The organism is Streptomyces sp. SudanB52_2052, assembly GCF_964272415.1.
Lineage (GTDB): Bacteria > Actinomycetota > Actinomycetes > Streptomycetales > Streptomycetaceae > Streptomyces > Streptomyces olindensis.
Window position 1 is genome coordinate 5207342 of sequence record NZ_OZ186796.1, and the last position, 25383, is coordinate 5232724.

Annotated in this window: 24 protein-coding genes; 11 read left to right on the forward strand and 13 right to left on the reverse strand. The window is 72.2% G+C overall.

The window, feature by feature from the left end; translation table 11 throughout:
* The first annotated feature begins 111 nt into the window (after positions 1-111).
* The 5 genes from ACSUPV_RS23275 (at position 112) to ACSUPV_RS23295 (ending at position 4673) form a co-directional block, all read left to right on the forward strand.
* The gene (locus tag ACSUPV_RS23275) at positions 112-546 is read left to right on the forward strand and encodes an ATP-binding protein (protein ID WP_382613418.1); all 435 of its coding nucleotides are present in this window, start codon (positions 112-114) and stop codon (positions 544-546) included.
* A gap of 227 nt (positions 547-773) precedes the next feature.
* Positions 774-1556, forward strand: coding sequence for a helix-turn-helix domain-containing protein (locus ACSUPV_RS23280; protein WP_436948468.1), 783 nt, complete (start codon positions 774-776; stop codon positions 1554-1556).
* Positions 1557-1560: 4 nt separating this feature from the next.
* Positions 1561-1908, forward strand: a complete 348-nt coding sequence (locus ACSUPV_RS23285) for a hypothetical protein (RefSeq protein ID WP_436948469.1) — start codon at positions 1561-1563, stop codon at positions 1906-1908.
* A gap of 160 nt (positions 1909-2068) precedes the next feature.
* On the forward strand, positions 2069-3187 hold the full coding sequence (locus ACSUPV_RS23290) for an ADP-ribosylglycohydrolase family protein (protein ID WP_031113425.1): 1119 nt from the start codon (positions 2069-2071) through the stop codon (positions 3185-3187).
* A gap of 178 nt (positions 3188-3365) precedes the next feature.
* Positions 3366-4673: a phytase gene (locus tag ACSUPV_RS23295; protein WP_051648384.1), complete on the forward strand. Its 1308-nt coding sequence runs from the start codon at positions 3366-3368 to the stop codon at positions 4671-4673.
* Positions 4674-4744: 71 nt separating this feature from the next.
* Here ACSUPV_RS23295 and ACSUPV_RS23300 read toward each other — a convergent pair whose 3' ends face one another.
* On the reverse strand, positions 4745-6316 hold the full coding sequence (locus ACSUPV_RS23300) for a sodium:solute symporter family protein (RefSeq protein WP_436948470.1): 1572 nt from the start codon (positions 6314-6316) through the stop codon (positions 4745-4747).
* 126 nt (positions 6317-6442) lie between these two features.
* The gene (locus ACSUPV_RS23305; protein ID WP_436948471.1) at positions 6443-7228 is read right to left on the reverse strand and encodes an SDR family oxidoreductase; all 786 of its coding nucleotides are present in this window, start codon (positions 7226-7228) and stop codon (positions 6443-6445) included.
* An 80-nt stretch (positions 7229-7308) separates the two neighbouring features.
* On the opposite strand from ACSUPV_RS23305, the gene ACSUPV_RS23310 reads away from it, so the two are divergent.
* Complete coding sequence (locus tag ACSUPV_RS23310; RefSeq protein WP_436948472.1) at positions 7309-8148, forward strand: hypothetical protein; 840 nt, start codon at positions 7309-7311, stop codon at positions 8146-8148.
* Between the two features lie 3 nt (positions 8149-8151).
* Here the strand turns inward: ACSUPV_RS23310 and ACSUPV_RS23315 are convergent, their stop codons facing one another.
* Both ACSUPV_RS23315 and ACSUPV_RS23320 read right to left on the reverse strand, forming a co-directional pair.
* On the reverse strand, positions 8152-10017 hold the full coding sequence (locus ACSUPV_RS23315; RefSeq protein ID WP_436948473.1) for an MFS transporter: 1866 nt from the start codon (positions 10015-10017) through the stop codon (positions 8152-8154).
* Between the two features lie 200 nt (positions 10018-10217).
* Positions 10218-13298 (reverse strand): D-alanyl-D-alanine carboxypeptidase, encoded by a 3081-nt coding sequence (locus ACSUPV_RS23320; RefSeq protein ID WP_436948474.1) that lies wholly within the window; start codon positions 13296-13298, stop codon positions 10218-10220.
* 235 nt (positions 13299-13533) lie between these two features.
* Between ACSUPV_RS23320 and ACSUPV_RS23325 the strand changes: the two genes are divergently transcribed.
* The 3 genes from ACSUPV_RS23325 to ACSUPV_RS23335 all read left to right on the forward strand — a co-directional run bounded on the left by ACSUPV_RS23325 (position 13534) and on the right by ACSUPV_RS23335 (position 15827).
* The gene (locus ACSUPV_RS23325; protein WP_037758566.1) at positions 13534-14289 is read left to right on the forward strand and encodes a GOLPH3/VPS74 family protein; all 756 of its coding nucleotides are present in this window, start codon (positions 13534-13536) and stop codon (positions 14287-14289) included.
* A 291-nt stretch (positions 14290-14580) separates the two neighbouring features.
* Positions 14581-15438: a helix-turn-helix domain-containing protein gene (locus ACSUPV_RS23330; protein ID WP_031113408.1), complete on the forward strand. Its 858-nt coding sequence runs from the start codon at positions 14581-14583 to the stop codon at positions 15436-15438.
* A 197-nt stretch (positions 15439-15635) separates the two neighbouring features.
* Positions 15636-15827, forward strand: coding sequence for a DUF397 domain-containing protein (locus ACSUPV_RS23335; protein WP_031113406.1), 192 nt, complete (start codon positions 15636-15638; stop codon positions 15825-15827).
* Positions 15828-15932: 105 nt separating this feature from the next.
* On the opposite strand, the gene ACSUPV_RS23340 is transcribed toward ACSUPV_RS23335, so the two are convergent.
* The 3 genes from ACSUPV_RS23340 to ACSUPV_RS23350 form a co-directional block, all read right to left on the reverse strand.
* Entirely contained in the window at positions 15933-16811 is an 879-nt protein-coding gene (locus tag ACSUPV_RS23340; protein ID WP_037758569.1) for a MerR family transcriptional regulator, read from the reverse strand.
* A gap of 70 nt (positions 16812-16881) precedes the next feature.
* Positions 16882-17385 (reverse strand): glutathione peroxidase, encoded by a 504-nt coding sequence (locus ACSUPV_RS23345; protein WP_031113404.1) that lies wholly within the window; start codon positions 17383-17385, stop codon positions 16882-16884.
* A gap of 9 nt (positions 17386-17394) precedes the next feature.
* Positions 17395-18378 carry an ArsR/SmtB family transcription factor gene (locus tag ACSUPV_RS23350; RefSeq protein ID WP_382613448.1) on the reverse strand — a complete coding sequence of 328 codons (984 nt, stop codon included), beginning with the start codon at positions 18376-18378 and terminating at the stop codon, positions 17395-17397.
* Positions 18379-18450: 72 nt separating this feature from the next.
* Between ACSUPV_RS23350 and ACSUPV_RS23355 the strand changes: the two genes are divergently transcribed.
* A complete protein-coding gene (locus ACSUPV_RS23355) occupies positions 18451-19650 on the forward strand; it encodes an MFS transporter (protein WP_436948475.1) in 1200 nt (399 codons plus the stop codon).
* Positions 19651-19668: 18 nt separating this feature from the next.
* Here the strand turns inward: ACSUPV_RS23355 and ACSUPV_RS23360 are convergent, their stop codons facing one another.
* The 4 genes from ACSUPV_RS23360 to ACSUPV_RS23375 all read right to left on the reverse strand — a co-directional run bounded on the left by ACSUPV_RS23360 (position 19669) and on the right by ACSUPV_RS23375 (position 22469).
* Positions 19669-20142, reverse strand: coding sequence for a MarR family winged helix-turn-helix transcriptional regulator (locus tag ACSUPV_RS23360; protein WP_359791534.1), 474 nt, complete (start codon positions 20140-20142; stop codon positions 19669-19671).
* 59 nt (positions 20143-20201) lie between these two features.
* A complete protein-coding gene (locus ACSUPV_RS23365) occupies positions 20202-20885 on the reverse strand; it encodes a nucleotidyl transferase AbiEii/AbiGii toxin family protein (RefSeq protein ID WP_382613456.1) in 684 nt (227 codons plus the stop codon).
* 155 nt (positions 20886-21040) lie between these two features.
* A complete protein-coding gene (locus tag ACSUPV_RS23370; protein ID WP_436948476.1) occupies positions 21041-21841 on the reverse strand; it encodes an SAM-dependent methyltransferase in 801 nt (266 codons plus the stop codon).
* A 133-nt stretch (positions 21842-21974) separates the two neighbouring features.
* A complete protein-coding gene (locus ACSUPV_RS23375; protein WP_359791532.1) occupies positions 21975-22469 on the reverse strand; it encodes a hypothetical protein in 495 nt (164 codons plus the stop codon).
* Between the two features lie 97 nt (positions 22470-22566).
* Between ACSUPV_RS23375 and ACSUPV_RS23380 the strand changes: the two genes are divergently transcribed.
* Positions 22567-23847, forward strand: a complete 1281-nt coding sequence (locus ACSUPV_RS23380) for an HNH endonuclease (RefSeq protein ID WP_436948477.1) — start codon at positions 22567-22569, stop codon at positions 23845-23847.
* Positions 23848-23933: 86 nt separating this feature from the next.
* Here ACSUPV_RS23380 and ACSUPV_RS23385 read toward each other — a convergent pair whose 3' ends face one another.
* Positions 23934-24626, reverse strand: coding sequence for a polysaccharide deacetylase family protein (locus ACSUPV_RS23385; protein WP_436948478.1), 693 nt, complete (start codon positions 24624-24626; stop codon positions 23934-23936).
* Positions 24627-24628: 2 nt separating this feature from the next.
* Positions 24629-25312: a glycoside hydrolase family 11 protein gene (locus tag ACSUPV_RS23390; protein ID WP_031113390.1), complete on the reverse strand. Its 684-nt coding sequence runs from the start codon at positions 25310-25312 to the stop codon at positions 24629-24631.
* Between the last annotated feature and the right edge of the window lie 71 nt (positions 25313-25383).

Here is a 25383-nt window from a genome sequence, read left to right on the forward strand (position 1 = left end):
CGTTCCCTCCTGACGTACGAGCCGGACGCCCCCGCCAAGTGTCCGGACAGTCACGCTCCGTACCGGGGTCGTTGCTGTTCAGGGTAGGGACGAATGGCCACGCTGGGTGACATGAGTCAGAAATCCCTCGCCGAAATGTCCACCCCCGTACGCCACTTCACGATTCAACTGTCAGCCACTCGGAGGGGAGCACGACTGGCCCGCCTGCTCACCGAGCGCCAACTCGACGAGTGGGGTGAGCCGTACGAGGCCGCGGGGCACGTGGTGGCGGAGCTGGCGTCGAACGCGGTGCTGCACGGACGCGTCCAGGGAAGGGACTTCCGGCTGGGACTGAAGCTGCACCCGGACCGCACCCTCCGCGTCGAGGTCACCGATGCCCGGGGCGACCGGATGCCGCGGATCCCGGACCCGGTGGCGGACGACGCGGAACGGGGCCGCGGCCTGCGGATCGTCTCGGCGTACGCGGCCCGTTGGGGCGTGGAGGCGGCACCGGCTCACGCCAAGACCGTGTGGGCGGAACTGTCGCCGGATCGCGGCCCGTCATGACCCGGCCGGTCCCGACGCCAAAGACCAAAGAACCCGGGAAAGAACCAACCCGCCCCCACCACCCCCGCGGCTCACCCGCAGGAGTGAACATCACCAACTCGGCTGGCGTGGCGGGGAGTCGGTGGTGCACCGTCGGCACAGACAACCGAACAAACGAATACGGCCCCCGCCGGGACTGGCATCCCAGTGCGAGGGCCTGATCACCAAGGAAGACAAGGCCCTTCCCGATGACTGACCAGCAGCCTAGCGCGCCCGCACGCCCGGAGTCCGGCACTTCCGGCGTCCAGCACGTGACGGAACGCCACGACGAGAACTTCACGGTGGTAGGCAACCACCTCGCCCAGCACCCGGACCTGTCGCTCACGGCGATCGGCCTGGCGGTCCACATCCAGTCGCTGCCCGCCGGGACGCCGGTCGGCATCAAGGCTCTGGCGGCCAAGTTCCGCGAGGGCGAGATCCGGATCGCCGCGGCCCTGCGGGAGCTGGAGACCCACGGCTACCTGACGCGCGCCAAGGAGCGTCTTCAATCGGGCCGAGTCGTAACCCGCACGGTCTCGTACAACAAGCCCCACCGCCCGGTCGTCCGAGAGCGCCGCCCGGCCTCCCCGCCGCCCAGGCCGGAGCCCGCCGCCCCGAAGCCCGACGGCCCCGCCGCCGACCTCCTCACCGGGCTGCGCGCACTCGACTCCCGCCTGCTGCTCAGCGAGCGGGACGTGCACCGCCTGGCCCCGCAGGTGTCGGCCTGGCTGGAGCGGGGCGTCCCCGCGACGGCGGTACAGCGCACCCTGACGACCGGCCTCCCCCAGGACCCGATCCAGCACCCGGCGGCCTTCCTCTCCCACCGCCTCACCACCCTCCTCCCACCGCCACTCCCGACGGCACCACCACGCCCGGCCGCCGCCCCGCGCCCGCACCCACTCCAGACGTGCGACGGCTGCGACCGGGCCTTCCGGGCGGCGCGGCCGGGCCGGTGCCGCGACTGCCGGACCGGCGAGCGGAAGGCGGCGTAGCGCAGTGAGTGCTCAGAGCGACGGCCCGTACGGGCCGCTGATCCCCATGCCTCAGCTGACGCCGGACGCGCTGCGTGATGCCGTCGCGCGGATCGCCCCCAGCCGGCTTCCCACGCTCACGCAGCACCTCTTCGAGGCCACGACCAATGCCCAGCAGACCCAGAGCCTGGCACCCCTGCGCGCCTTCGCCCACCCCTGGGGTGTGTTCGTCGCGCTCGAGCGTCACCCTGCTCGGGCCGAGCGCCTGCGCGAGCTGGAGCGCATCGTGGACGCGGGCGAACAGGACTCGACCGAGGCCATCGCGGAGATCCACGCCATCCGGGAGACCGTGGAGGCAGAGGCCGGGCTGTGACGGACTGGTCCTGGGGCCGCCACCCGTGTGCCGGCTGACAGCAGCCCACTCAGAACCACTCACCCCACACCCACACTGTTCCGCCCCCTGAACCCCCCGTCCCCCTTCGAATACAGTGCAGAGCTGTCGGACGTATGGACGGTTCCCTGGGGAGGACTAGGTGGGTGCGACTGCCGGTGCCGTCTGGGGCCGTACGGAGCAGCAGGACTTTCGGAGTCGGGTGCGCGGGACGTTGCTCGGCGTGGCCGTCGGGGACGCGCTGGGGGCGCCCGTCGACGGGATGACCATCGCGGGGATCCGGGAGGCGCACGGGGCGGAGGGCCTCGTGGACCTGGCCCCCGCCTACGGCAGACGCGGTGCCGTCACCCACCTCACGCAGCTCACCCTGTTCTCCGTGGACGGGCTGATACGGGCCCAGGTGCGGCGGGACACCGGCGCCTGGCATCCGCCGACCGATCTGCACCGCGCGTACCTGCGCTGGGCCGCCACCCAGCGGGACTGGGGGCCCGACGAGCGCCGCAAGGACGACGGGTGGCTCGCGCGGGAGGAGTGGCTGTACGCGCGACGGGATCCCAGTCGCGCGCTGCTGCTGGGACTCGGCGACGACACCATGGGGACCCCGGACGCGCCCAAGAACCCCGGCGAGGCCGGGCCCGAGGCGGCTGCCCGGTCCGCGCCGTTCGGGCTGCTCGTGGGGTGGGAGCCGCAGCTCGTCGTCCAGCTCGCGGTGGAGTGCGCGGCGCAGACCCACGGGCATCCCACGGCCTGCCTCGCGGCGGGCGCGTACGCCGTGATCGTGCACGCCCTGGCCCTCGGCGAGAGCCTCGACGGTGCCGTGCAGCGGGCCTTCGCCCTGCTCGCCGCCCGGCCCGGGCACCAGCCCGTGTCCGACGCGCTGCAGCACGCGCTGGGCGCCGTACGGCAGGGCATGCCCGGGCCCGAGCGCGTCGCCGAGCTGAGCGGGGCGGGGACGGCGGAGGGGCTCGTCGGCGCCGCCGTGTACTGCGCGCTGGTCGCCGCCGACGTCCGGCACGGGCTGTGCCTCGCCGTCAACCACGACGGGCCCTCCGCCGCGACCGGCGCGCTGACCGGCGGCCTGCTCGGCGCCCTGCACGGCGAGACGGCCCTGCCGCCGGCCTGGCTGGCCGAGCTGGAGGGCCGTCCCACGATCCTGGAACTGGCCGACGACTTCGCCATGGAGATGACCCAGGGCCCGGCCCTGCACGGCCCGGCGGGCTCCTCCCCGGGCTGGCTGGCACGGTACCCGCGGGGCGCCTAGGCGACCTCTTCCCGCCCGGGCCGCTCCCAGTGCTCATCGGTCTGGCATGGTCGCGTCACCGTGCGGCGGTCGCCCCGTCACCTTCGGTCCTGAGGATCTGCACGGCCCGATCCCGGGATCACCCCCCGGCGCTGCCCCACCGGGTCTCGTCCGTTCATCCCCCCTTCGTGGAGGCACTGTGCGCAACCTGCGCGGGACACAGACGGCCGCGATCCTCGCGGCCCTGACGGCCGTGGCGGTCCTGCCCACCTCGGCCCAGGCGTACGACCCCGGGCTCCCGGGACTGACCGCCACCGCCGAGACCCCGGCCCTGTACGGCGACGACGCGGGCGGCAACGCCGACGCCGACGACCCGGCGATCTGGCGCAACGCCGCCGACCCCGACGCCAGCCTGGTGATCGCCACCGCCAAGGAGGGCGGCCTGCGCGTGTACGACCTGGCGGGCAGGGAGGTGCAGTCGATCCCGGCGCCGCCCGCGCCCACTCCCGACGACAAGCCGGGCCGCTTCAACAACGTGGACCTGATCTCCGGGTTCCCGCTGCCGACCGGCCGCGCCGATGTCGCCGTCGTCACCGACCGGGGCCGCGACCACCTGCGCATCTACCGCATCACCCCGGGCGCCGCGCAGCCGCTGACGGACATCACCGACCCGAACGCCCCGCTGGTCTTCTCCAGGACCCCGGACGAGGTCAACGACCAGGCCACGCCCTACGGCCTGGCCACCTGGACGGACAAGGCGACGGGCCGCTCCTACGCGGTGGTCAGTCAGCGCAGCCGCACCCGCCTCGCCCTGCTGGAGCTGAGGACGACCGCCACCGGAGCCGTCACCTACCGGCAGGTGCGCACCTACGACCTGCCCGCCTCCTTCACCCTCCCGAACGGCACCTCCTGGACCCCGTGCGCCGACCCCGGCGACCTCCCGCAGGTCGAGGGCATGGTCGTGGACCCGGTGAACAAGGTGCTCTACGCCGGTCAGGAGGACGTCGGCATCTGGCGGCTGCCCGCCGACCTCGGGGGCAGGCCGAAGCTGATCGACAAGGTGCGGGAGTACGGCGTCCCGGCGACGTACGACGAGGCGACCGAGGAGTGCGTCGCGGGCGCCGACCCGGGCTACGGCGGTACGCACCTGTCGGCCGACGTCGAGGGCCTCACCCTCCTCGACGAGGGCTCCGGCGACGGCTACCTGCTCGCCTCCAGCCAGGGCGACGACACCTTCGCCGCGTACGACCGCGAGGTGTCCGACGACAACGAGTACGAGAGCGGCTTCCGGGTCGCCGCCGGCACCGTCGACGGCTCCGAGGAGTGCGACGGCGCCGCCGTGCTGAACGCCCCGCTCGGCTCCCGGTACCCGAACGGCCTGCTCGTCGTCCAGGACGGCCACAACACCCCGGACGAGACGGACGCGGACGGGGAGGTCCGCGACAACACGAACTTCAAGTTCGTCGACCTGGGCAAGGTCACCGGGGCCCTGGAGGAGGAGGACTGAGCCGTGCGTACGCCTCCGCCCCGAGTGGCGGAGGCGTACGTCCCTCTCTACCGGCGCACAGGGAGAGGCGGTCAGTCCTTCACCGGCGTGCGGACCGCGTCCTCGACGCCGCCCGCCGGTGCCGGGATCGCGGCCGCCGCGGCCCCGTCCCCGTCCGTGTTGATCTTCTCGATGATGGCGAGCCGCTCCGGGGTGTCCTCAGGCTTCATGAAGCCGACCAGGATGTAGAGGACCAGCGACACCGCCAGCGGGATCGACACCTGGTACTGGAGCGGGACGCCGCCCTCGACGTTCCAGTTGATCGGGTAGTTCACCAGCCAGAAGGCGAGCAGGCCCATCGACCAGCTGACGAGGGCCGCCGTCGGGCCGGAGCGGCGGAAGGGCCGCAGCAGGCCGAGCATCATCGGGATGGCCATCGGGCCCATCAGGCCGGCCACCCACTTGATGACGACCGTGATGATGTCCTTGAAGGTGGGGGAGTTGACCTGTGTCGCCGCCGCCATGGACAGGCCGAGGAAGACGACCGTCGCGATGCGGGCGACCCGAAGTCCCTTCCCCTCGCTCCACGCCCGCGCCCGGCGCCACACCACGGGCGCGCAGTCCCGGGTGAACACCGCCGCGATGGCGTTGGCGTCGGAGGAGCACATGGCCATGGTGTGCGAGAAGAAGCCGACGATGACCAGGCCCAGCAGACCGTGGGGGAGGAGCTGTTCGGTCATCAGGGCGTAGGAGTCGGAGCCGTCGGGCTTCTGCGACTCGACCAGCAGCGGCGACATCCACATGGGGAAGAACAGCACCAGCGGCCAGACCAGCCACAGGATCGCCGACAGCCGGGCCGACCGCTCGGCCTCCTTGGCGTTCGGGGTGGCCATGTAGCGCTGGGCCTGGTTGAGCATGCCGCCGTTGTACTCGAAGAGCTTGATGAACAGGAACGCCAGCAGGAACACCGTGCCGTACGGGCCGACCAAGGGTTTCTCGTGGCCCTGGAGTTCGGGGGAGTCCCAGACGCCGAAGAAGCCGCCGTGGTCGTCGAGCCGCACGAACACCGCCACGAACATCGCGATGCCGGCCAGCAACTGGATGACGAACTGGCCGAGTTCGGTCAGCGCGTCCGCCCACAGGCCGCCGATCGTGCAGTAGATCGCCGTGATGCCGCCGGTGATGAGGATGCCCTGGTTGAGGGAGATCCCGGTGAAGACGGACAGCAGCGTGGCGATCGCCGCCCACTTCGCGCCCACGTCCACGATCTTCAGCAGCATGCCCGACCAGGCCAGCGCCTGCTGGGTCTTCAGGTCGTAGCGGTTCTTCAGGTACTCCAGCGGGGAGGCCACATGGAGCCGTGAACGCAGCCGGTTGATGCGCGGGGCGAACAGCTTCGAGCCGATGGCGATGCCGAGGGCGATGGGGAAGGACCAGGTGACGAAGGACGTGACGCCATAGGTGTAGGCGATGCCCGCGTACCCGGTGAACATCACCGCGCTGTAGCCCGACATGTGGTGCGAGATGCCGGAGAGCCACCACGGCATCTTGCCGCCGGCGGTGAAGAAGTCGCTGACGTTGTCCACGCGTTTGTGCGACCAGACGCCGATCGCGACCATCACGGCGAAATAGCCGATGAGCACGGCCCAGTCGAGACCGTTCATGTGCGCCCTCCCAGGGATCAGCCCGGCGCTCATCGTGGGCGCTACCGCGTGAACACGACAAGTGACCGTATGGTCAAAGGGAGGTAAAAATGTTCGGTGTGCTGGCCTTGGTTCATCTATATGAACTCAGCGCATCAGCTCCCCGGCGTTGACCAGCAACGACTGCCCGGTGATCGCCCGAGCCCGGTCCGACGCCAGGAACACCGCAGCGTCGGCCACGTCCGAGTCCGCGGCCAGTTCGGGTAGGGCCACCCGCTCGGTCAGCCGCTCCAGCACGGCCGCCTCGGGCACGCCCTCCGCCTGCGCGGTGAGCCGGACGAACGCCTTCACCGGCGGCCCCCACATCCAGCCGGGCAGTACGGTGTTGACCCGGATCCGGTGCGGCCCGAGCTCCCGGGCCAGCGAGTACATCGCACTCGTCAGCGCCCCCTTCGACGCCGCGTACGCCGCCTGCCGCACCTGCGACGGGGCCGCCACCGCCGACTGCGTCCCGATGAACACCACCGATCCGCCGCCCGTTTTCAGCGACGGCAGGCAGGCCCGGGTCATCCGCAGGGTGCCCAGCAGGTTCACGTCCAGGACGGCGCGCCAGGCCTCGAAGTCCGCGTCCTCCAGTCCGCCGAAGTGGCCGTCGAGCGCGGCCACGTGCACGACGGCGTCGATCCGCCCGAACCGCTCCACCGCCAGCCCGGCCAGCGCCTCGCACTGCGCCTCGTCGGAGATGTCGGTGGCCCGGTACGCCGTGCGCGCCCCGTCGGGGTCCAGCTCCTCGGCGGTCTTCGCCAGGTTCGCCGCCGTGCGGGCGCCGAGCACGGCACGCCCGCCGTCCCGCACCACGGCCGCCGCGACCTGCCGTCCGAGCCCGGCCCCGACCCCCGACACCACGACGGTCTTCCCCGCGGGCAGCGACATGGCAGGACCTCCCCGGACCTCTGGCGCATTATCTGACGGGCCGTCAGAGTATGGGTCAGCCGCCAACGAAGGGGAAGGGCATGAGCGACGACACCCGCAGCGAGCTGTACGCAGAACTGGCCGCCGTCGGCCCCTACGGCACCCGCCCCGGCCACGCCCTGATCACCATGGTCGAGCCGCATCCGGGCCACGAGTACGCCTACAACCGCTGGTACGAGGACGACCACTACTACGCCGGCGCGATGGCCATGCCCTGGATGTACGCCGGCCGCCGCTGGGTCGCGACCCGCGACCTCCAACTCCTGCGCTACCCGGAGAAGTCGGCGATCGCCCAGCCGGTGACCGCCGGCTGCTACCTCTCCACGTACTGGATCACCGCCGGCCGCTACGACGACCACATGCGCTGGACCGTCGCCATCAACAAGCGCCTCAACCGCGACGGCCGCGTCTACCACGACCGCACCCACGTCCTCACGGCGTTCCAGGACCACGAGGCGACGGTGTACCGCGACGGCGCGGCCGGACCCCGGGACGTCCACGCCCTCGACCACCCCTACCCGGGCCTGGTCCTCCAGGTCGTCGAGTCCGACACCCCCGAGCAGCGCGCCGCACTGCTGGAGTGGCTGCGCACCCGCCACCTCCCGAAACGCCTCGCGGGCTCCCCGGCCGCACTGGTGACCGTCTTCCGCCCCACTCCCCTCCCCGGCGACCGCATGACCTACGTCAAGCAGGTCGAGGGCGTCGACACCCGCCTGACCCTGCTGTGGTTCCTCCAGACGGACCCGAGGGAGTGCTGGGAACACTGCTTCACGGACCTGGACACGGCCGTGGCGGAGTCCGGGCTGGGCAGGGTGGAACTGGTGGCACCGTTCGTCCCCACGGTGCCGGGTACCGACACGTATGTGGACCGGCTGCGCTGAGGGTCAGCGCAGCTCCTCCGGGCAGGGCGTGCCCCGGGGCAGTTGGTACGGCGCGGCCAGGCGGTACGTGCCCGCCTTCGGGGCCAGCAGCTCCGTCCAGCGGTCGCCGTGCGCGTCCTCCTCCGTCTCCGTCAGGCAGCCGTTGACGTTGACGTACGTCTTCGGCTCCCCCTCGGGGCGGTCCCGGGACTCCTCCGTCTCCTGGGGCGGCTTCAGGCTCTTGCCCTCCGCGTCGACGATGCTCAGCCACGGCGAGTACGGGATGCGGACCAGGATCCGGCCCGCCTTCCTCACCTGGAGGACCATCTCGCCCTGCTCGGCCCGGTCGACGACCGCGTTCGGCTCGGCCAGCGGCGTGGGGGCGGTCACCTTGAACAACTGCCAGTTGGCGTCGCCCCAGATCTGTTTCAGATAGGGCAGGCCGCGCTGCACCAGGGCCCGTTCGCGCTCGCCGCCGTCACCGTCCGGCTCGTCCTTCGGCAGCACGACGTAGTGGACCGCCCAGCGCTTCAGCCACTCGTGGTAGTTCGCCGAGTTGAGCGTGTCGTCGTAGAAGAGGGGGTTGCGTTCCATGTCGGCCTGGCGGTTCCAGCCGCGGGCCAGGTTGACGTACGGGGCGAGGGCGGAGGCCTCCCGGTGGGAGCGGGCGGGGACGACCTCGACCCGGCCCTTCTCGGCGCCGACCTCCTGCAACTCGTTCACCAGCGGCGCCAGCTCGCGCGACCAGGACGCCGCCGGCGCCGTGTGGACGACGTCGTCGATCGACTTGAAGCCGATCCACGCCGTGAAGCCGACGAAGGCCACCACGACCGCGTACCACTTGCGGCTGCGCGGCACCGTGAAGGGGAGCGCGGCGACCAGCGCGACACCCGCGAACAGCATGGCCAGCCGCGTGATGTTCGAACCGATCTGGGAGCTGATCAGCCACACCAGCACGACCCCCAGGCCGTACACCGCGGCCGTCAGCCGGACCGTCTTCCAGTCCCGCGGCACCAGCGCGAAGACCAGGATGGAGAACGCGAGCGGCAGGATGACCGAGGCGTAGGTCATCGGCTGCGTCCCGGAGAAGGGGAACAGCCAGGCCGACACCGCCACCACCGCGCTCGGCGCCAGGCCCAGCGCCCAGGCACCGGGGCGGCGCTTCTGCAGGAACAGCGCCACGGCCACGAGCCCCACGAACAGGCCCGCCACCGGGGACGACATCGTGGCCAGCGCGGCCAGCGGCGCCGCGCACAGGGCCTTCGCCCAGCGCTTGTAACGCCACCGGTACGGCCAGCAGAACACCACGGCGACCGCCCCGAGCGCGAACATCATGCCCAGGCCGAAGGTCACGCGGCCCGACACGGCGTTGCAGAACAGCCCGAACACCCCGGCCATGGACGCCCACAGGGGGTTGCGGACGGCGCGGCTGCGGAGCAGGAGCAGCGTGAGCAGCCCGGCCGACACCGTCCCCGCGATCATCATCGTCGTCCGCACGCCGAGCACCGACATCAGGTACGGCGACACCACGCTGTACGACACCGGGTGCATGCCGCCGTACCAGGCGAGGTTGTACGCCGAGTCCGGGTGCCGGCCGACGAACTCGGCCCAGGCGTCCTGCGCGGCCAGGTCGCCACCGCTGTTCGCGAACGTGAAGAACCAGACGACGTGGAGGATGCCGGCGAGCCCGGTGACGGACAGGACCGGATGCCGCAGCATGCGCTCACGCAGGGTCAGCAGGGCGGGGTGCAGCCGGGACACGACGTCACGGCCGGGTGCGCCGGTCTCCTCCCGCGAGGTGCCCTCCGGCCCCGCGGGCACACGTATTCGCGGGCCGGATACCGGGCCCGGATCGGCGTCGTCGGCGCGTGTCGGCTCCGCAGTGGCCACTCGAAGGCACTCCCCGTGTCCCGATCTTCTGTTCTCGGCTCGTTCTTCCTCCCGGCCGTGTTCCGTTCCCCGCGGTTCACGGCCGTGGCCGCCGCGAACGGCGACCTGTCCCGGTTCGGGACGCTAGCACGCACCCCGCCGGGCGGCGCCCGGACGGGCCGTTACCGGCGGGGTGCGGTCGTTGCGGGCCCGCGGCCCGGTCAGCCGAGGCGCGTGAGCTTCGCCCCGAAGCCCGGCTCCACCAGGTCCTCCTGGAGGGCGACCGGGACCTTCACGGCGCTGGTCGTGCCGTCACCGACGGTGAGCGTGCCCACCTTGGTGCCGGCCTTCGCCGTGTGCGGCAGGTCGTCCGCGGCGAACGTCAGCTTGACGGACAGGCCCGCCCAGCCGACGGCCGTGACGTCCTCGGTGACGGCGACCGGCGTACGGCCGCCGAGACCGTCGTCCGCGTAGCCGACGACCGTGCCCTTCTTCAGGATCGTCGCCGACTCCAGCGCGCCCTGCGCGGCCCGGATCAGCTTGTCGCCCTCGTGGAGCGCGGCACCCAGGATGGTGTTGTCCGGCCCGCCGGCGGGCTGGCGCACGACTGCGCCGATGATCCGCCGCGTCTCGCCGTCGACGTCCTTCTTCGCCGAGAAGACGAGGTTGCCGAGGGCCGAGGTGGTGGTGCCGGTCTTGATGCCGGTCACGTCGTTGGAGCCGACCAGGCGGTTCCAGTTGTCGTGCTTGGTGCCCTTGTAGTCGACGTACGACATCATCGCCGCGACCTCGCGGAAGGCGGGCTGCTGCATGGCCGCCTTGGCGAGCTTCACCTGGTCCACCGCCGTGGAGACGGTGGTGTTGTTCAGGCCCGACGGGTCGGTGTACGTCGTGTTCTTCATGCCGAGGTCCTTGGCGGCGTCGTTCATCTTCTGCACGAACGACTTCTCGGACCCCGCGTCCCAGCGGGCCAGCAGCCGCGCCACGTTGTTCGCGGACGCGATCAGGATGCTCTCCAGAGCCTCCCGCTCGGTGATCTTGTCGCCCCTCGTCACGTCGACGGTGGACTCCTGGCCGGCGTCGGACTGGTCCTCGGCGGCCTGGTCGATCTCGATCTTCGGCCCCTCGTCGCCGCTCTTGAGCGGGTGGTCGCGCAGGATGACGTAGGCGGTCATGACCTTGGCGACACTGGCGATCGGCACGGGCTTCTGCTCGCCGGACGAGCCGAACGTACCGATGCCCTGCACGTCCAGCGCGGCCTGGCCCTGGGCGGGCCAGGGGATGTCGACGTCGCCGCCCTCGAAGGTGTAGCTGTCCTTGGCGGTGAGGTCGAGGGTGGGCGTCGGGAGCGGGCGCACGCTCTGCACGACCGCGAAGACGACCACCAGCAGCAGCACCAGCGGCGTCCAGATCTTCACCCGCCGTACGGCCGTCCGCAGCGGGGTGTCCGGGGGCGGCGGGGTGTTCGTCAGCTCGGCCAGCAGATCCAGCGGCGGCTTCGGCGGCAGCGGCTGCTGCGTGGTCCGTTCCGGGCCGACGGTGGGGACGGGGGCGGTCGCGTCGGCGGGGGCGGCCTTGGGCGCCTGCGGGGCCTGTGCGGACGCCGAGGGCTTCCGGGTCGACGGGTCGTCGAGGGGCTTGAGCGCGACGAACTTGCTCGTCCGCTCGGACTCCTTCTCGGGAACGTCCTTGGCGGTGCCGCCGAGCTTCAGCATGGTGGTGGGCTGATCGACGGGCGGTCGCACGGCCTTGAAGACGGCGGTGGGCTGATCGACGCCGCCAGAGGCTTCGCCATCGGGCTCGGCGTCGTCGCCACCGTCGCCGGAGCCACCGTCCGCGTCCGCGTCCGCGTCTGCATCCGCGCCGGGCTTCGCAGCGGCTGCGGCGCCGCCGGGGGCACGGGGGTCGACGGGCTTACCGACCTTGCCGTCCTCGGCGGCACCGACGTCCGACTGAACGTCCGCGTCGGCCTCCGGCTGCGCCTTCTCGCCGGTCTTGGGTTCGGCTTCCGGCTGGGCGCTCGTGTCGGCCTGCGGCTGTGCCTTCTCGTCGGTCTTCGGTTGGGTCTTCTCGGCGGCTTTCGGTTCGGCTTCCGGCTGGGCGCTCGTGTCGGCTTCCGGCTGGGCTTTCGCGTCGGCCTGCGGCTGTGCCTTCTCGTCGGTCTTCGGTTGGGTCGTCCCGTCGGTCTTCGGTCCGGCTTCCGGCTCGGCGTTCGCGTCAGCCTTCGGTTCGGCCTTCCCGTCGTCCACCGGCTCGGTCGTCCCGGCGGGCCTGGGGTCGGTCTTCGACCCGGCCTTCGATTCGGCCTTCGATTCGGCCTTCGACTCGGCCTTCGACTCGGCCTTCGGCTCGGCCGCAGACACGGCAGGGTCCGCTTCGCTGCCGGAGTCGGTCTCCGCAGCTCCCGAACCACCGGCGCTGCCGGAACGGTCCGCCTCAGGCGCACCGGCCCCGTCAGGGCCCTTCCCGGCCTTCTGGGACACCGCTCCTGCGGCTTCCCGGCCGTCAGCACCCTGCCTCGCGTCTCCGGCCGCCTCCTGGCCCTCCTGGGCGTCCGCGCCGTCGACGTCCGTGGTCGCGTCCGGGCGCTCGGCCTCCTGGCCGTCCTCGGCGTCCCTGTCGGCCTCAGGGGACCCGGTGGGCTTCCCGGCCTCCTGGGCGTCCGCGGAGGCCTTGTCGGCGCTCTTGGCGGCAGCAGGCGCCTTGTCCTCGTCCGCCGAAGCGACCCACGCGGCCACGGCGTCCCGCAGCCGCCCGTCACCGGCAGCGGCGTCACCCTCCGGCTCAGCGGAGCCGGAAGCCTTCCCGGAGCCGGAGGACGCGCCGCCCTCGGCAGCCCCGGCGGAACCGTTCTGCCCGGCGTCAGCCGCCGCGTCCTCGGCGCTCGCGTCGCTTCCGTCCCGCTCGGCGTCGTCCGACGCGCGCTCGCTGCCCGAGTCGCTCTCACCCTGCCCGGCGCCGTCCGCCGCAGCCTCGGCGCCCGAGTCGCTCTCGCGCCGCCCGGCGTCAGCCGACGCGCCCTCGCCGCCCGAGTCGGTCTCGCCCCGATCGGTGTCCGTCCGGCGTTTCGCGGGCGGCGGGGTGTCGTCGGACGTGCGTGCGGACAGTACGCGGGTCGCCGTGTCGACACCCCCGCGTCCAGAGGACCTCTCCGCGTCCCGGGCCACCGCGAGGCGCGGGTCGCGCGGTTCGCGCGTGTCCGTCGCCTCGCTCCTGGCCTCGGGAACCGGACCCGCGCTCCCCGACGTCGGTTCTGCCGACGACTCGCGCTGCTTCGACCTGTCGGGGGACTCGCCCGCCACCGATGCCTCCTCCTCGCGCCGCACTCCCCGCGTGCGCGTACGAACCGTGAACCGCCGCCCTGACACCGCTCTCCGGCGCTGTCCGAACCATGTACCAGTGTCCTGTGCGCGGACCGGACCCATCCGGTAGACGAGAACGACATACCTACTGGTTCCACTACGAACCGGTCACGCACCCTCGACAGACCAATGTGAGAGGGGTCACCCTGTCATTCATCCACGCGGGGAGGCATGGATGGGCAGGAGCCGCAGAACACTTCCGGAGGAGCTTCTGTTGCTGGCACTGGACCCGACCACGGGTACCACTGCACAGCCGCAGTCGCTCGACCTCGGTCTGGCCGGAGCACAGCTAGTAGAGCTGGCGCTGGCCGGACGGATAGCCCCAGACGGGGATCGTATCGCCGTGGTCGTACCACGGCCGACTGGAGATCCAACTCTGGACTGCGCGTTGGAGTTGCTGCGAAGGCGCGGCGCTCCCGTACGGGCCGTCCACTGGATCGGCGGGCCACGCTTGGGGCTCCGCCAGACCTACCTCTCGCATCTGGAGCGGTGCGGCATGGTGCACGCCGTGGCCGGCCAGATGTGCGGAGTGCTGCCGACGACTCGCTACCAGGCGACGGACAACGAGATCAGCCGGGAGATCAGGGCCCGGCTGGATTCGGCGATCCGCACCGGCGTACCGCCGGACCCGCGGACCGCGGCGCTCGCCGCACTGGCCCACGCGGTCGGCCTCGGCAAGCACCTGTACCCGGGCAACGAGGGACGTTCGTCCCGCTCCCGCTTGCGGGACCTGATCAGGCACGACCCCATGGGCGGCCTCGTGGCGCACGCCGTGATGGACGTCCAGAACGGCGTGGCGGCCCAGCCGCGCCGCAGCCCGGCCCCGCCCGGCCGTCAGGCCGCCGGCGGAACCCGGGCCGCAGCGGAACCCGCCCGCGGTGTTCCGATGCAGCCGCGCCGCGGCACCATGGCGCGCGCCGCGGCCCACTGAGCCGCGCCGCGCCGGCAGCACGGCAGCGCACCACCAGCACACGGCACCGCACCAGTACGACCGACGACCGGCACACGCAGCACGGGACCCCAGAACCCGGTCACCGGGAGCCGCTGTCCGAGCGGGGCGGAGAGAGCGCGGACTCTCGCCGCCCCGCTCGGCGTGCCGTGCCCGAACTGGCGTGTACCCGTCGCATATCCACCGTTTCCCAGCGGTAGGAAGCACCTTGGTGGCAGTCTGCTCAACAGCAGATACGCAAAGTAGAGGCACGCAGCCGGAGGTGCACGTCCCGTGGCGTCCAATGTCAATCCCACCGTCAGGCGGCGCCGGCTGGGCCAGGAGCTCCGCAGGCTCCGGGAGCTCAAGGGCATGACGGCCGAGGAAGTGGCCGAGCGGCTGCTGGTGTCGCAGTCGAAGATCAGCCGCCTGGAGAACGGGCGGCGCAGCATCAGCCAGCGCGACGTGCGCGACCTGTGCGGGGTCTACGAGGTCGAGGACCAGCGGATCGTCGACTCGCTGATGCAGATGGCCAAGGACTCGCGCCAGCAGGGCTGGTGGCACGCCTTCGGCGACATCCCCTACTCCGTCTACATCGGCCTGGAGACGGACGCCGAGTCGCTCCGGGTCTACGAACCCCAGATCATCACCGGCCTGTTGCAGACGCGGGCCTACGCCGAGGCCATCATCCGGGGCGGTTCGCCCGAGGCGTCGGAGGCGGACAACGACAAGCGCGTCGAGGTCCGGCTGCGCCGGCAGGGCCGTATCACCGCCGAGACGGACCCGCTGCGGCTGTGGGTGGTGCTGGACGAGGCGTCCCTGCACCGGGTCGTGGGCAACAAGGAAGTGATGCGCGAGCAGCTGGAGCATCTGATCGAGATGTCGCAGCTGCCCCACATCACCGTGCAGGTGCTGCCGTTCGATGTCGGCGCGCACGCGGGCATCAACGGCCAGTACTCGATCCTGGAGTTCGCCGACGCGGCCGACTCCAGCGTGGTCTACATCGAGGGCGTCACCAGCGACCTGTACCTGGAGAAGCCGCTCGACGTGCAGAAGTACACGGTGATGTACGAGCACCTGCGCGCCCAGTCGCTCAACGTGGACCAGTCGCGGCAGCGCATCGAGCGCCTCGCGAAGGAATACGCCCGCTGACCTGCCGTCGGACGGGGACCTTTCACCGGGCAAAGCGCGGGATCTTACACCCCTGACACGCCTGACTGGAAGTCTCCGCTGGAATATGCCATCCGGTCGAGTGAATGGCTGCTCCGAACGAGGATGTGGGCGAGTAGCGTCGATCACGCCAACCACCAGCACGGGTTGGCGTAAACGCAACTGGCAACGGAGCGAACATGGCAATTCGTCTGGGCGCCACGGAAACGTGGACGACGTCCTCCTACACCAACAACAACGGCGCCTGCGTGATGGTCAGGTCGACCGTCGAAGAGGCCCTGGAGCTCGGGGACACCAAGATCCCCGAGGGCCCCAAGCTGGCGTTTCCCGCCGACGCGTGGAACGCCTTCGTGGCCTCGGTCAAGGCCTGACCCCGGGATCGACACCCGCACAAGCAGCACCGACAGAGCCCTCTCGACCAGCATCGCCGTCCTTGCCGAGAGGGCTCCGCTTGTGCCCACGGCCGACCGAGCGGGTCAGCCCACCGGGAACGCCACGTCACACACCGGATCCTCGGCCCCCGCCGCCGCCCAGTCCGCGAAGTACAGCTCCCGGCACGGACCGGTCGCGGCCAGCCCCCGCGCCGCCATCCACTCCTCCACCGCCTCGAACGCGGCCAGGATCTGCGGGTACGCCACCTGCGCCTTGGTGATCCTGGTGTACGCCAGCCGCCCGGCGGGCTCCACCCGCACCGCCGTCTCCCAGGCCCGCCCCCGCCGCTCCGCCCAGGCCCGCGCCGCCGCTTCGTCGGCGACCGGCACACACGCCTCCGCCGGGCCGTCGCTCTCCATCGACACCTCGGAGTGGTAGGCGACGTACGGCACCCCGGCCACGCCGCCGCACTCCCGGGCCGCCTCCTCCAGCCGGCCCAGCGCCGCCCCGATCCACGCCGGCAGCTCGTCCGCCAGCGTGTGCCGCTTCTCGGTGATCACCACCTGCGCGGGCGTCTCCACCGTCTCGACCGTGAACGTTCCGTACATCTCGGAGCTCCTCCCCGACAGTCGTCCACGGAGGTACGCGGCGAGCGTCCGCTGTCCCGCCACCCGCACCTCGACATCCGCCCAGTACGCGCCGAGCAACTCGGCCGCCGCGGGCCCGTCGCCCGCCGCGACCACCTCGGCGATCCGGGCGAGCGGCATGTCCAGCCGCCGCAGCATCGCCACCAGCCGGGCCCGTTCCACCTGGCCGACGCGGTAGTAGCGGTAGCCGGTCGCCTCGTCGACGTGCGCCGGGGCCAGCAGCCCCAGCCGGTCGTAGAGCCGCAGGGCCTTGGCCGAGAGCCGGGCGCGCGCGGCGAACACCCCGATGGTGAGCAGGTCCCGGTCCGGTACGTCCACCACGGCATCCTCCGTCATCGGGCGGCTCCTCCGCCCGACGAGGAGGACGCTCGGGCCTGCCCCAGGGGCAAGGTCAAGCGGTGGTGTCTCAGGCCAGCTGGGCCTCGATCGCCGCCACGACCTCCGCCGACTCCGGCTCGGTCTGCGGGGAGAAGCGGGCGACGACCGTGCCGTCCCGGCCGATCAGGAACTTCTCGAAGTTCCAGCGGATGTCCCCGCTGTGCCCCTCGGCGTCGGCGAAGCCGGTCAGGCGCTCGTACAGCGGGTGCCGGTGCTCGCCGTTGACCTCGACCTTCTCGGTCATCGGGAAGGTCACGCCGTAGGTCGCGGAGCAGAACTCGGCGATCTCCTCGGCGCTGCCCGGCTCCTGGCCGAGGAACTGGTTGCAGGGCACGCCGAGCACGGTGAAGCCACGCTCGGCGTACCGCTCGTGGAGCTTCTCCAGCCCGTTGTACTGCGGGGTCAGGCCGCACTTGGAGGCCACGTTCACCACGAGCACCGCCCGACCCGCGTACTGGGCCAGGTCGGCGGAACCGCCCTGGAGCGCACCGATCTCGACATCGAGGGGAGAGGAACCGTTGGTAGTCGTCATGAGCGGATGCTAGCCGCGGCGGGTGTCGGGCCGGTGCTGGGCCTCCACGAGGACCTGTCCCGCCGCCGTCCGCGCGTACAGCACCGATCTGCCCGCCCGCCGCCGCTGCACCAGCCCCGCGTCGAGCAGCACCCGCAGATGCCGCCCGACCGAGCCGAGGCCCTGTCCCGTCACGGCGACCAGTTGGGTCGTGCTGAGCGGGGAGTCGAGCAGGACGAGCACCGCGGCCCGGGCGGGCCCGAGCAGCGCGCCGAGGCTCGCGGGCGCCTCCCGGGCGGCGGGGTCGGTGAGTGCGCCCGCGCACGGATAGATCAGGGCGTACCGGCCGGGCTCCTCCCAGGACACCCAGCCGCCCTTCGGGGTGACCGGCACGAAGAGCAGCTCGGCGCCGGAGATCTCACGCGGCGGATACTCGTGCAGGTTCACCTGCAGCCGGTTGCCGCCGAGCCACCGCGTGCGCCCCGGCCGCAGCGAGTCCACCACGGCCGCCCAGCCGCCCCGGCTCACCCGCGCGGTCCGGGCCACCACGTCGGCCTCCAGGACCCGCCGGCGCCGCTCCCAGTCCGGGCGCACGGCCCGCTCCCAGACGTACTCCAGCAGCGCGGCCGCACGCTCGGGCAGGTCGTCGCGGTCCAGTACGGCGGGGAGCGGGCCGGCGAGGGAGACGGTCAGGTGGGCACGGGCCCGGCGCGGATCGGCCGCGCGCACCCGCGCCACGCCGTCCGCGAAGGTCTCGCCGTCCCGTGGTGTCGGGGTGAGGAAGTCGGCGATCCAGTCCTTGCCGAGCCCGGCCCGCACCAGCCGCGCCGTCACCGGGTCGGCCGCCAGCCGGGCCCGGTAGTCCGGCAGATGGGCGTCCAGCCACACGCGTTCACCGGGGTGGGCGGCGACGCCCGCGTGCAGCAGCTTCAGAGCGGCGAACGTCTCGGCCAGCGGGGAGACGCAGAAGCGGCTCGCGGCGAGGGTGTCGGCGTTGATCTGCCACCAACCCATACTCGCCCCACCACCTTTCGCGCCCCCGCGAAACACTAACGGGGGTATCGGCGCTCCTCACAGACTCTGCGCATGCGCGGCTACCGGCAGCTCTTCCGCACCCCGGAGTTCACCCCACTCTTCCTCGCCTCGTCGGCCAACGTCATGGCCCAGACGGTCGGCGGACTGGCCCTGGGCGTCCTGGTGTTCCGGGCGACGGACTCGCCGCTGCTGTCGGCGCTGAGCATGTTCGGGCAGTCGCTGCCGCAGGTGCTCGGGGCGACGTTCCTGCTGTCGGGCGCCGACCGCCTGCCCCCGCGGGCCGCCCTGACCGGCGTCTCCGTCGTCCTGGCCGCCGGCACGGCCGTCCTCGCCCTGCCCGCGCTGCCCGTCTGGGCCGTGTTCGCCGTCCTCCTCGGGCAGGGCCTGGCCGCGTCGCTCGGCGGGGGAGCGCGCTGGGGGCTGGTGAACGAGATCCTCTCCAAGGACGGCTACCTGCTGGGGCGTTCGGTCTTCAACATGATGGCCGGGGTCGTGCAGATCCTCGGCTTCGCCACCGGAGGTGTCCTGGTGGCGGTCCTCTCACCCCGGGTGTCCCTGCTGCTCGCGGCGGCGCTGTACGGCGTGGCGGCCGTCGTGGTCCGGCTGTGCCTGACCCCGCGCCCGCCCCGCGCGACGGGCCGCCCCTCGGTGTCGGCGACCTGGCGCGCCAACGTGCTGCTCTGGTCGTCCCCGCCCCGCCGCCGGGTCTATCTGGCCCTCTGGATCCCCAACGGCCTGGTCGTCGGCTGCGAATCCCTCTTCGTCCCCTACGCGCCCGAGGCCGCCGGCACCCTGTTCGCCTGCGCCGCGCTGGGCATGCTGGCCGGGGACGTGCTGGTGGGCCGCCTGGTACCGCCACGGCTCCGTCCCCGCCTCGGCTTCCCGCTGCTGCTGCTCCTGGCCGTCCCGTACGTGCCCTTCCTGCTGCGTCCGCCGCTGCCGCTCGCGGTGGCCGCCGTCACGCTGGCGTCCGTCGGCTTCGGCGCGAGCCTCGTGCAGCAGGAGCGGCTGGTGGCCCTGACCCCCGAAGGACTGACCGGCCACGCCCTGGGGCTGCACTCGTCGGGAATGCTCACGATGCAGGGCGTCGCGGCGGTACTCGCGGGATCGGTGGCCCAACTGACGTCCCCGGCCCTGGCGATGACGGCGATGGCGGTGGCGTCGGCCGCGGTGACGCTGGCGCTGACGGCGGCGGGACGGCGGGAACGACGGCGGGAACAGCGGGCGACGACGCCGGTGCCCGAGCAGTGAACCACCGCCCAGGTCCCGCTACTTGGCGCCCATGGTCTTCCCGGTCTCCGCGAAGACCTCGGGAACCTCGTTGTCCACCACGACCCGTGACAGCAGCGCGGCCAGCCGGTCCCGCTCGGCGCCGCTGAGCCCGGACGGCAGCGCCTCCATCCGGCGGCAGGTCTCGGCGTAGAACCTCTCGGCGAGCGCGGCCCCTTCCTCCGTCAGCCCCACCCGCACGGCCCGCCCGTCCCTCGGATCGGCCTCCCGCCGGACCAGCCCCCGCCGCACCGTCCGGTCCACGAGCCCGGTCAGACTCGACTTCGCCAGCCCCAGCGTCTCGCCGAGCTCGCTCATCCCGTACGGCTGCGGCATCAGCACGCAGAGCAGCTGTCCCTGCTGCGGCGTCAGCCCGTACGACCGGCTGGCCTCCGCGTACACCCCGTCCACCAGGAACGCCGCCCGTACCAGCGCGGCCACGACTCCGACCCGCCCGCCTGCCCCTTTCCCCATCCGGTCAGGGTACCGACCGGTCAGTTCCGGAGGTGGGTCCCGGAGGTGGGTCCCGGACGTCACTCCTCGTCCGGGGCCTCGCCCTCGATGAGCCGTTCCGCGATGTCGTCGGCCCACTCCTGCGCCCAGCGGCGGAGCCCCGTGACGGCCCGGACGTCGAGGCCCTGGGCGGCGAACGCGCTGTCGTCGAGCCAGTCCGTGCCCGTCAGCCGGGCCTGGAGGTCGGTGAGGTCGAAGGTGTCGGGGGCGTGCCGGCGGCCCAGTTCCTCCAGTTCCGGGTGGCTCCAGCGGGCCGAGGCGGCGTGTACGTCGACCAGGTCGCGGGCGAGTCCGCGGTCGGCCAGGTCCCGCACCCGGGTGCCGACGACATCGTCGAGGGACAGGGCCGGCCCGAGCTCCGTGACCACGGGCGGGCGCCACAGCACCTCCTTGCGCAGCCCGACCTCGAACTCCACGCCGCTCGCCGCGTCGGTGACGAGGAACTGGGCGGCCAGCGGGTCGGTCTCCAGGGTCCGCACCAGCCAGCCGCGTGCCACCAGCCCGGTCCGGACCGCGTCGGCGATGGCGTCCATGCCGGCGGGGTGCTCGGTGGCGACGTCCACGTCCCGCCCGGCCCGCGCCACGAGCCCGTGGGCCAGCACCGCGTACCCGCCGGCGAGGACGAGCGAGTAGGCGTCCCCCACCGCGATCAGATCACCGAGGAGCCGGCTGACCGGCTCGGGGACAGGGGGCGGGGCGGACATGTCCTGATTATCGCCGTGGGGCCGCGGAGGGCCCGGGTGATCGACCCGGACGGGTGAGGGCACGGATGATCGACCCTGACGGTTGAGGGCCGGGGATGCTCGCGCACGCTCGGGGGGCGCGGCCGGCCCCCGAGGTGCCGCACCGAACCACGGACCTACGGCTTCCGCCCGACACCGCAGTACGCGTCCACAGCGGCCGCCGCCTCGACCCCGTCGGAAGGCCCGGGCCGCCACTCCGGTACCCGCACGACCCCCGGCTCGACCAGCTCCAGCCCGTCGAAGAACCCGGCGATCTCGGCGACCGGCCGGACGTAGTACGGCACGGCCCCACTGGCGTTGTACGCCTCGGACGCGGCGATCATGCCCTCGCTCGTCGCCGTGCTGTCACTGATCACCAGATGGCTCCCGGCCGGCAGCCCGGCCATGAGCCGCCGCACCAGCTCGCGCGCCCGGTCGTACTCGGCGACGTGCCCCAGCGTGTTGAGGATCATCAGACCCACCGGCCGCGAGAGGTCGAGCGTGCCCGCCGCGGCCTTCAGGACGGCCTCGGGGTCGTACAGGTCGGCGTCCAGGTACGCCGTCCTGCCCTCGGGCGTACTGGTGAGGAGCGCACTCGCGTGCGCCAGGACGATGGGGTCGTTGTCGACGTAGACGATCCGGGAGTCCGGGGCGACGCGCTGGGCGACCTCGTGCGTGTTGTCGGCGGTCGGCAGCCCGGTACCCACGTCCAGGAACTGCCGCACACCCTGCTCCCCGGCCAGATACCGGACGGCGCGCCCCAGGAACCGACGGCTCGTGACCGCCACGTCGACCAGACCCGGGAAGATCGACTTGATCTGGTCGCCGATCTCACGGTCGACCTCGTAGTTGTCCTTGCCGCCGACGAAGTAGTTCCGGAAGCGGGCCGAGTGCGGCTTGGAGGTGTCGATACGGGCACGCAGGCTGTCGTCGGGCACGGCAGGGCCTCCTGGGGGTGGGGAAGGGGCACCGGTCCACCAACCTAGGTGAACTTCCCCAGGAGATACGCAAGTTGCCGATCACGTCGGCGACCCGCCGTGGCGTTTCGGCCACGGAGACCGGCCGCCGCCGTCACACTCCCCGGGAGGCGAACCCGCCCAGCTCCCCGCCGCCGGACCGGCCACGGTCCCCGCTCCGGTCGGTCACCAGCCACACGCCCCACGCCAGGGCCCACAGCGTCAGCCCCGCCACGAACGGCGTACCGAAGACGATCAGCAGCCCGGCTCCGATGTTGGCGCCGACACTTCCCGCGGTCAGAATCCGCCAGCCCACACCGACCATGAGCCCGACCGCCACCAGCGGCCCGATCACCCCCCACCAGCGCGGATCCAGCGCCCCGCGCCGCGCACCCCGCACGAGCACGCTCAGCCCCAGCCCCACCAGCACCAGCGCCAGACCACCGACGACGGCGGCGACGCCGTCCCCGATGTCCCACGGCTGAAAGGCGTAGTCGAGCTCACTCGCCGGCAGCCCCTCGTAGTTCTGCTGCCCCATCAGCCCCCAAGCGGCAACGGGCACCCCGACGACGATCGCGGCCCCGGCCGAGAACATTCCCCGATTCCTCATGCGGCCAGGATCCTGGCCGGAGAGGGGGGCGTCATGAGCACGCGTACTCAGGTACGGAAGCCCTGCTCTGTCGGTCCGGTCGCGTAGGGTTCCCGCCATGGCACTCGCGGACATATCGCGCGTCGAGATCGAGAAGGCGATCGAGGAGTGTGACCGGCTCGGACGCGACGCCTTCCTGGCGGCCTACGGGTTCCGGCGGGCCCGCCGCTACGTGTTGGTGCACGGAGGCGGGCAGTACGACTCCAAGGCCATCGTCGGCGCGGCTCACGGCTTCCTGCCCGGCGAACGGCCCCTGACCCCCGACACACCGGGTTTCTCCGGCGGAGCGAAGCACGCCGCCCGCCTGCTCGGGCGCCTCGGCTTCGACGTCGTCGAGGAGCCGACCCATGACGGGCCGACCCACGACGGGTCGACCCACGACGGGTCGACCCACGACGAGTTGATCCACCGCGTCACCCACCTGAAGGTGCACCGTTCCGCCGGCCGGCCGGCCCTGTACAAGCCGATCGTGCTGCTGTGGGCCATGGGGCGGGCCCTGCGCGGCGAGGCCCGACTCCTGCCCTGGTCCGACACGGAGGAAGCCGTCAAGGACCTGTTGGCCAGGCACGGAAGGAGGGGCGAGCGCCTGCGCGCCGACTACCCGATTGCCTCGCTCCACCACGAGGGCGTATGGGAACTGCGCGACTTCACCGGGCCGGTGACCACCGCCCACGGTGACGCGGGGGTGAAGCGGTGGTTCGCCGAGAACCAGCCCCGCGGCGGCCTCGTCCAGCCCCTCCACGAGCTGTTCCGCGACTCCGCCGTGACCCGTCTCGCCGTGCTCGACGACCTCCTGGACACCTTCTTCGAGGACCTCGACCCGGCCCCCCTCCTCGCCGACGTGGGCCTGGACGACGGCGAAAGCGACGGCGACGGCGACCCGGCCGAACCGCGCCCCGCTCCGGCCCGGGCACCGGAGCAGTGGCTCCTCACCGCCGCGGAGTACGAACGCGGTTCCAGGCTCGTGGAGGAGAAGGAGGCCAGGAACCGCGGTCGCCGCCGCGCCCGGACCACCCTCGGTCCGGTCCGTTCCCGGGCCGCCCGCTACCTGGTCCTCGGCCGCAGCCAGGGCCGTTGTGAGAACCCCGACTGCGCGGGCCAGCCCGCCGACGTCACCGACCGCAACCACCCGATCCTCGAGGTCGACCACGTCATCGGCCTCGCTGAGGGCGGCCGCGACCACCCCAGCCAGATGGTGGCCCTCTGCCCCAACTGCCACGCGGTCAAGACACGGGGCCGCACACGGGAGGCGCTGCGGGACGTGCTGCTCAGGGTGGCGAGGGAGCGGCACGAGGCCGGTGGAGGGCGTAGCGCGGAGGCCCCCGAGGCGTCCGGGTAGGACGGCCTACCGCGACGGCAGCGCGACGGCCCGGTTCGGCCGTCGCGCTGGGGTGGGGTGGGCTGGGGGTTTTCCGGCTCGGGGGCTCAGCCGGGGGACACCGCGCGGCCCGTCTGGGGGGAGATCGCGCCCGGGCACAGGCCTCGGGAGGCCAGGGTCTGGGCGATGCGGGGGATCGCGGCGAGGGTGTTGGCGGACCAGTCGTGCATGAGGATGACCTGGCCGTTGGTGAGGCGGGCGGCGGACTGGACGATCGCGTCGGTGCTCGCGCCGTTCCAGTCCTGGGAGTCCACGTGCCAGATGATCTCGGTCAGGCCGTGGCGGGCCGCGACCGACCGCACCGTCGCGTTCGTCTCGCCGTACGGCGGGCGGAACAGTTTCGGGGTGCCGCCTCCCGCGGTGGCGATGGCCTGCTGCGTGCGGGAGATCTCGGAGTCGATCTGCGTCTGGCTCAGCCGGGTCAGGTGCGGGTGCGTGTAGCTGTGGTTGCCGACCCACATCCCCGCGGCCACCTGGGCCCGGACCAGCGACGGGTTGGCGGCGGCGTACTGGCCCTGGTTGAACATCGTGGCCCGCAGCCCGTTGTGCCGGAGCGCGTCGAGCAGTCTCGTCGTGTTGCCGGACGGGCCGTCGTCGAAGGTGAGCCCGACGTACCCGGTGCAGGCCGCGGCCGGTGCCGCGCCGGCGGGGGCGGCGGCGGTGAGGGTGGCGGCGGCGGCCGTCACGAGGACCGTCAGTGCCGTGACCAGTGCGCGCGGGGAGCGTGAGCCGGTGCCCATCGTCACGGTCCCGTGTGCACGGTGATGTTGGAGCTGCCGCTGCTCCGGTACCCCTCGGTCGCCATGATCATGTAGTACTTGAAGCTGCCCATGGGCATGCCGGCGCGCGCCCACGCGTCGAAGTGGTTCCCGGCGGTGATGGTGCCGCCCGTCCGCTTCGACTGCCGGACGCTCCAGTACTGGTCGAAGGTGCGCGTGCCCTCCACGGACGGGGCGTTGTACCGCGTCGTCTTGTAGATGTCGTACGTGCCGCCGTCGCTGGTGACGGTGCCCTTGTACGTTCCCGTGGGCCGGTACGTGCCCCAGTTGTCGACGATGTAGTACTCGACGAGCGGGTTCGCCGTCCAGCCGTAGAGGGTCAGGTAGGCGTTGCCGGACGGGTTGAACGTGCCCGAGTAGGTCACGGTGCGGCGGGCGCCGGTGCTCCAGCCCTTGCCGGCGACGAAGTTGCCGGTGTTCCGCCAGGAGGTGCTGTAACTGCCGGCCCCGGACAGGGTCATGGACACCGTTCCCGGTGCGTCCGTCCAGAACGAGTAGTAGTAGCCGTTGTGGGTGCCGGTCTGGTTCCTGTTGACGACCGTGTCGGCGTGGGCGGTACCCGGCAGCGCGAGGGCCGCCGCCGCGACCAGCAGCATCGTGCAGACACTGCTGATGAGCAGCCGCAGGCGGCCTGATGACTTCTTCATGGGGGTGCTTCCTCCTCGTCCTCGTGGGGTGGGTCGATGGGGGAGCTCTGTCATCGGGAGTGTTGGCCTGG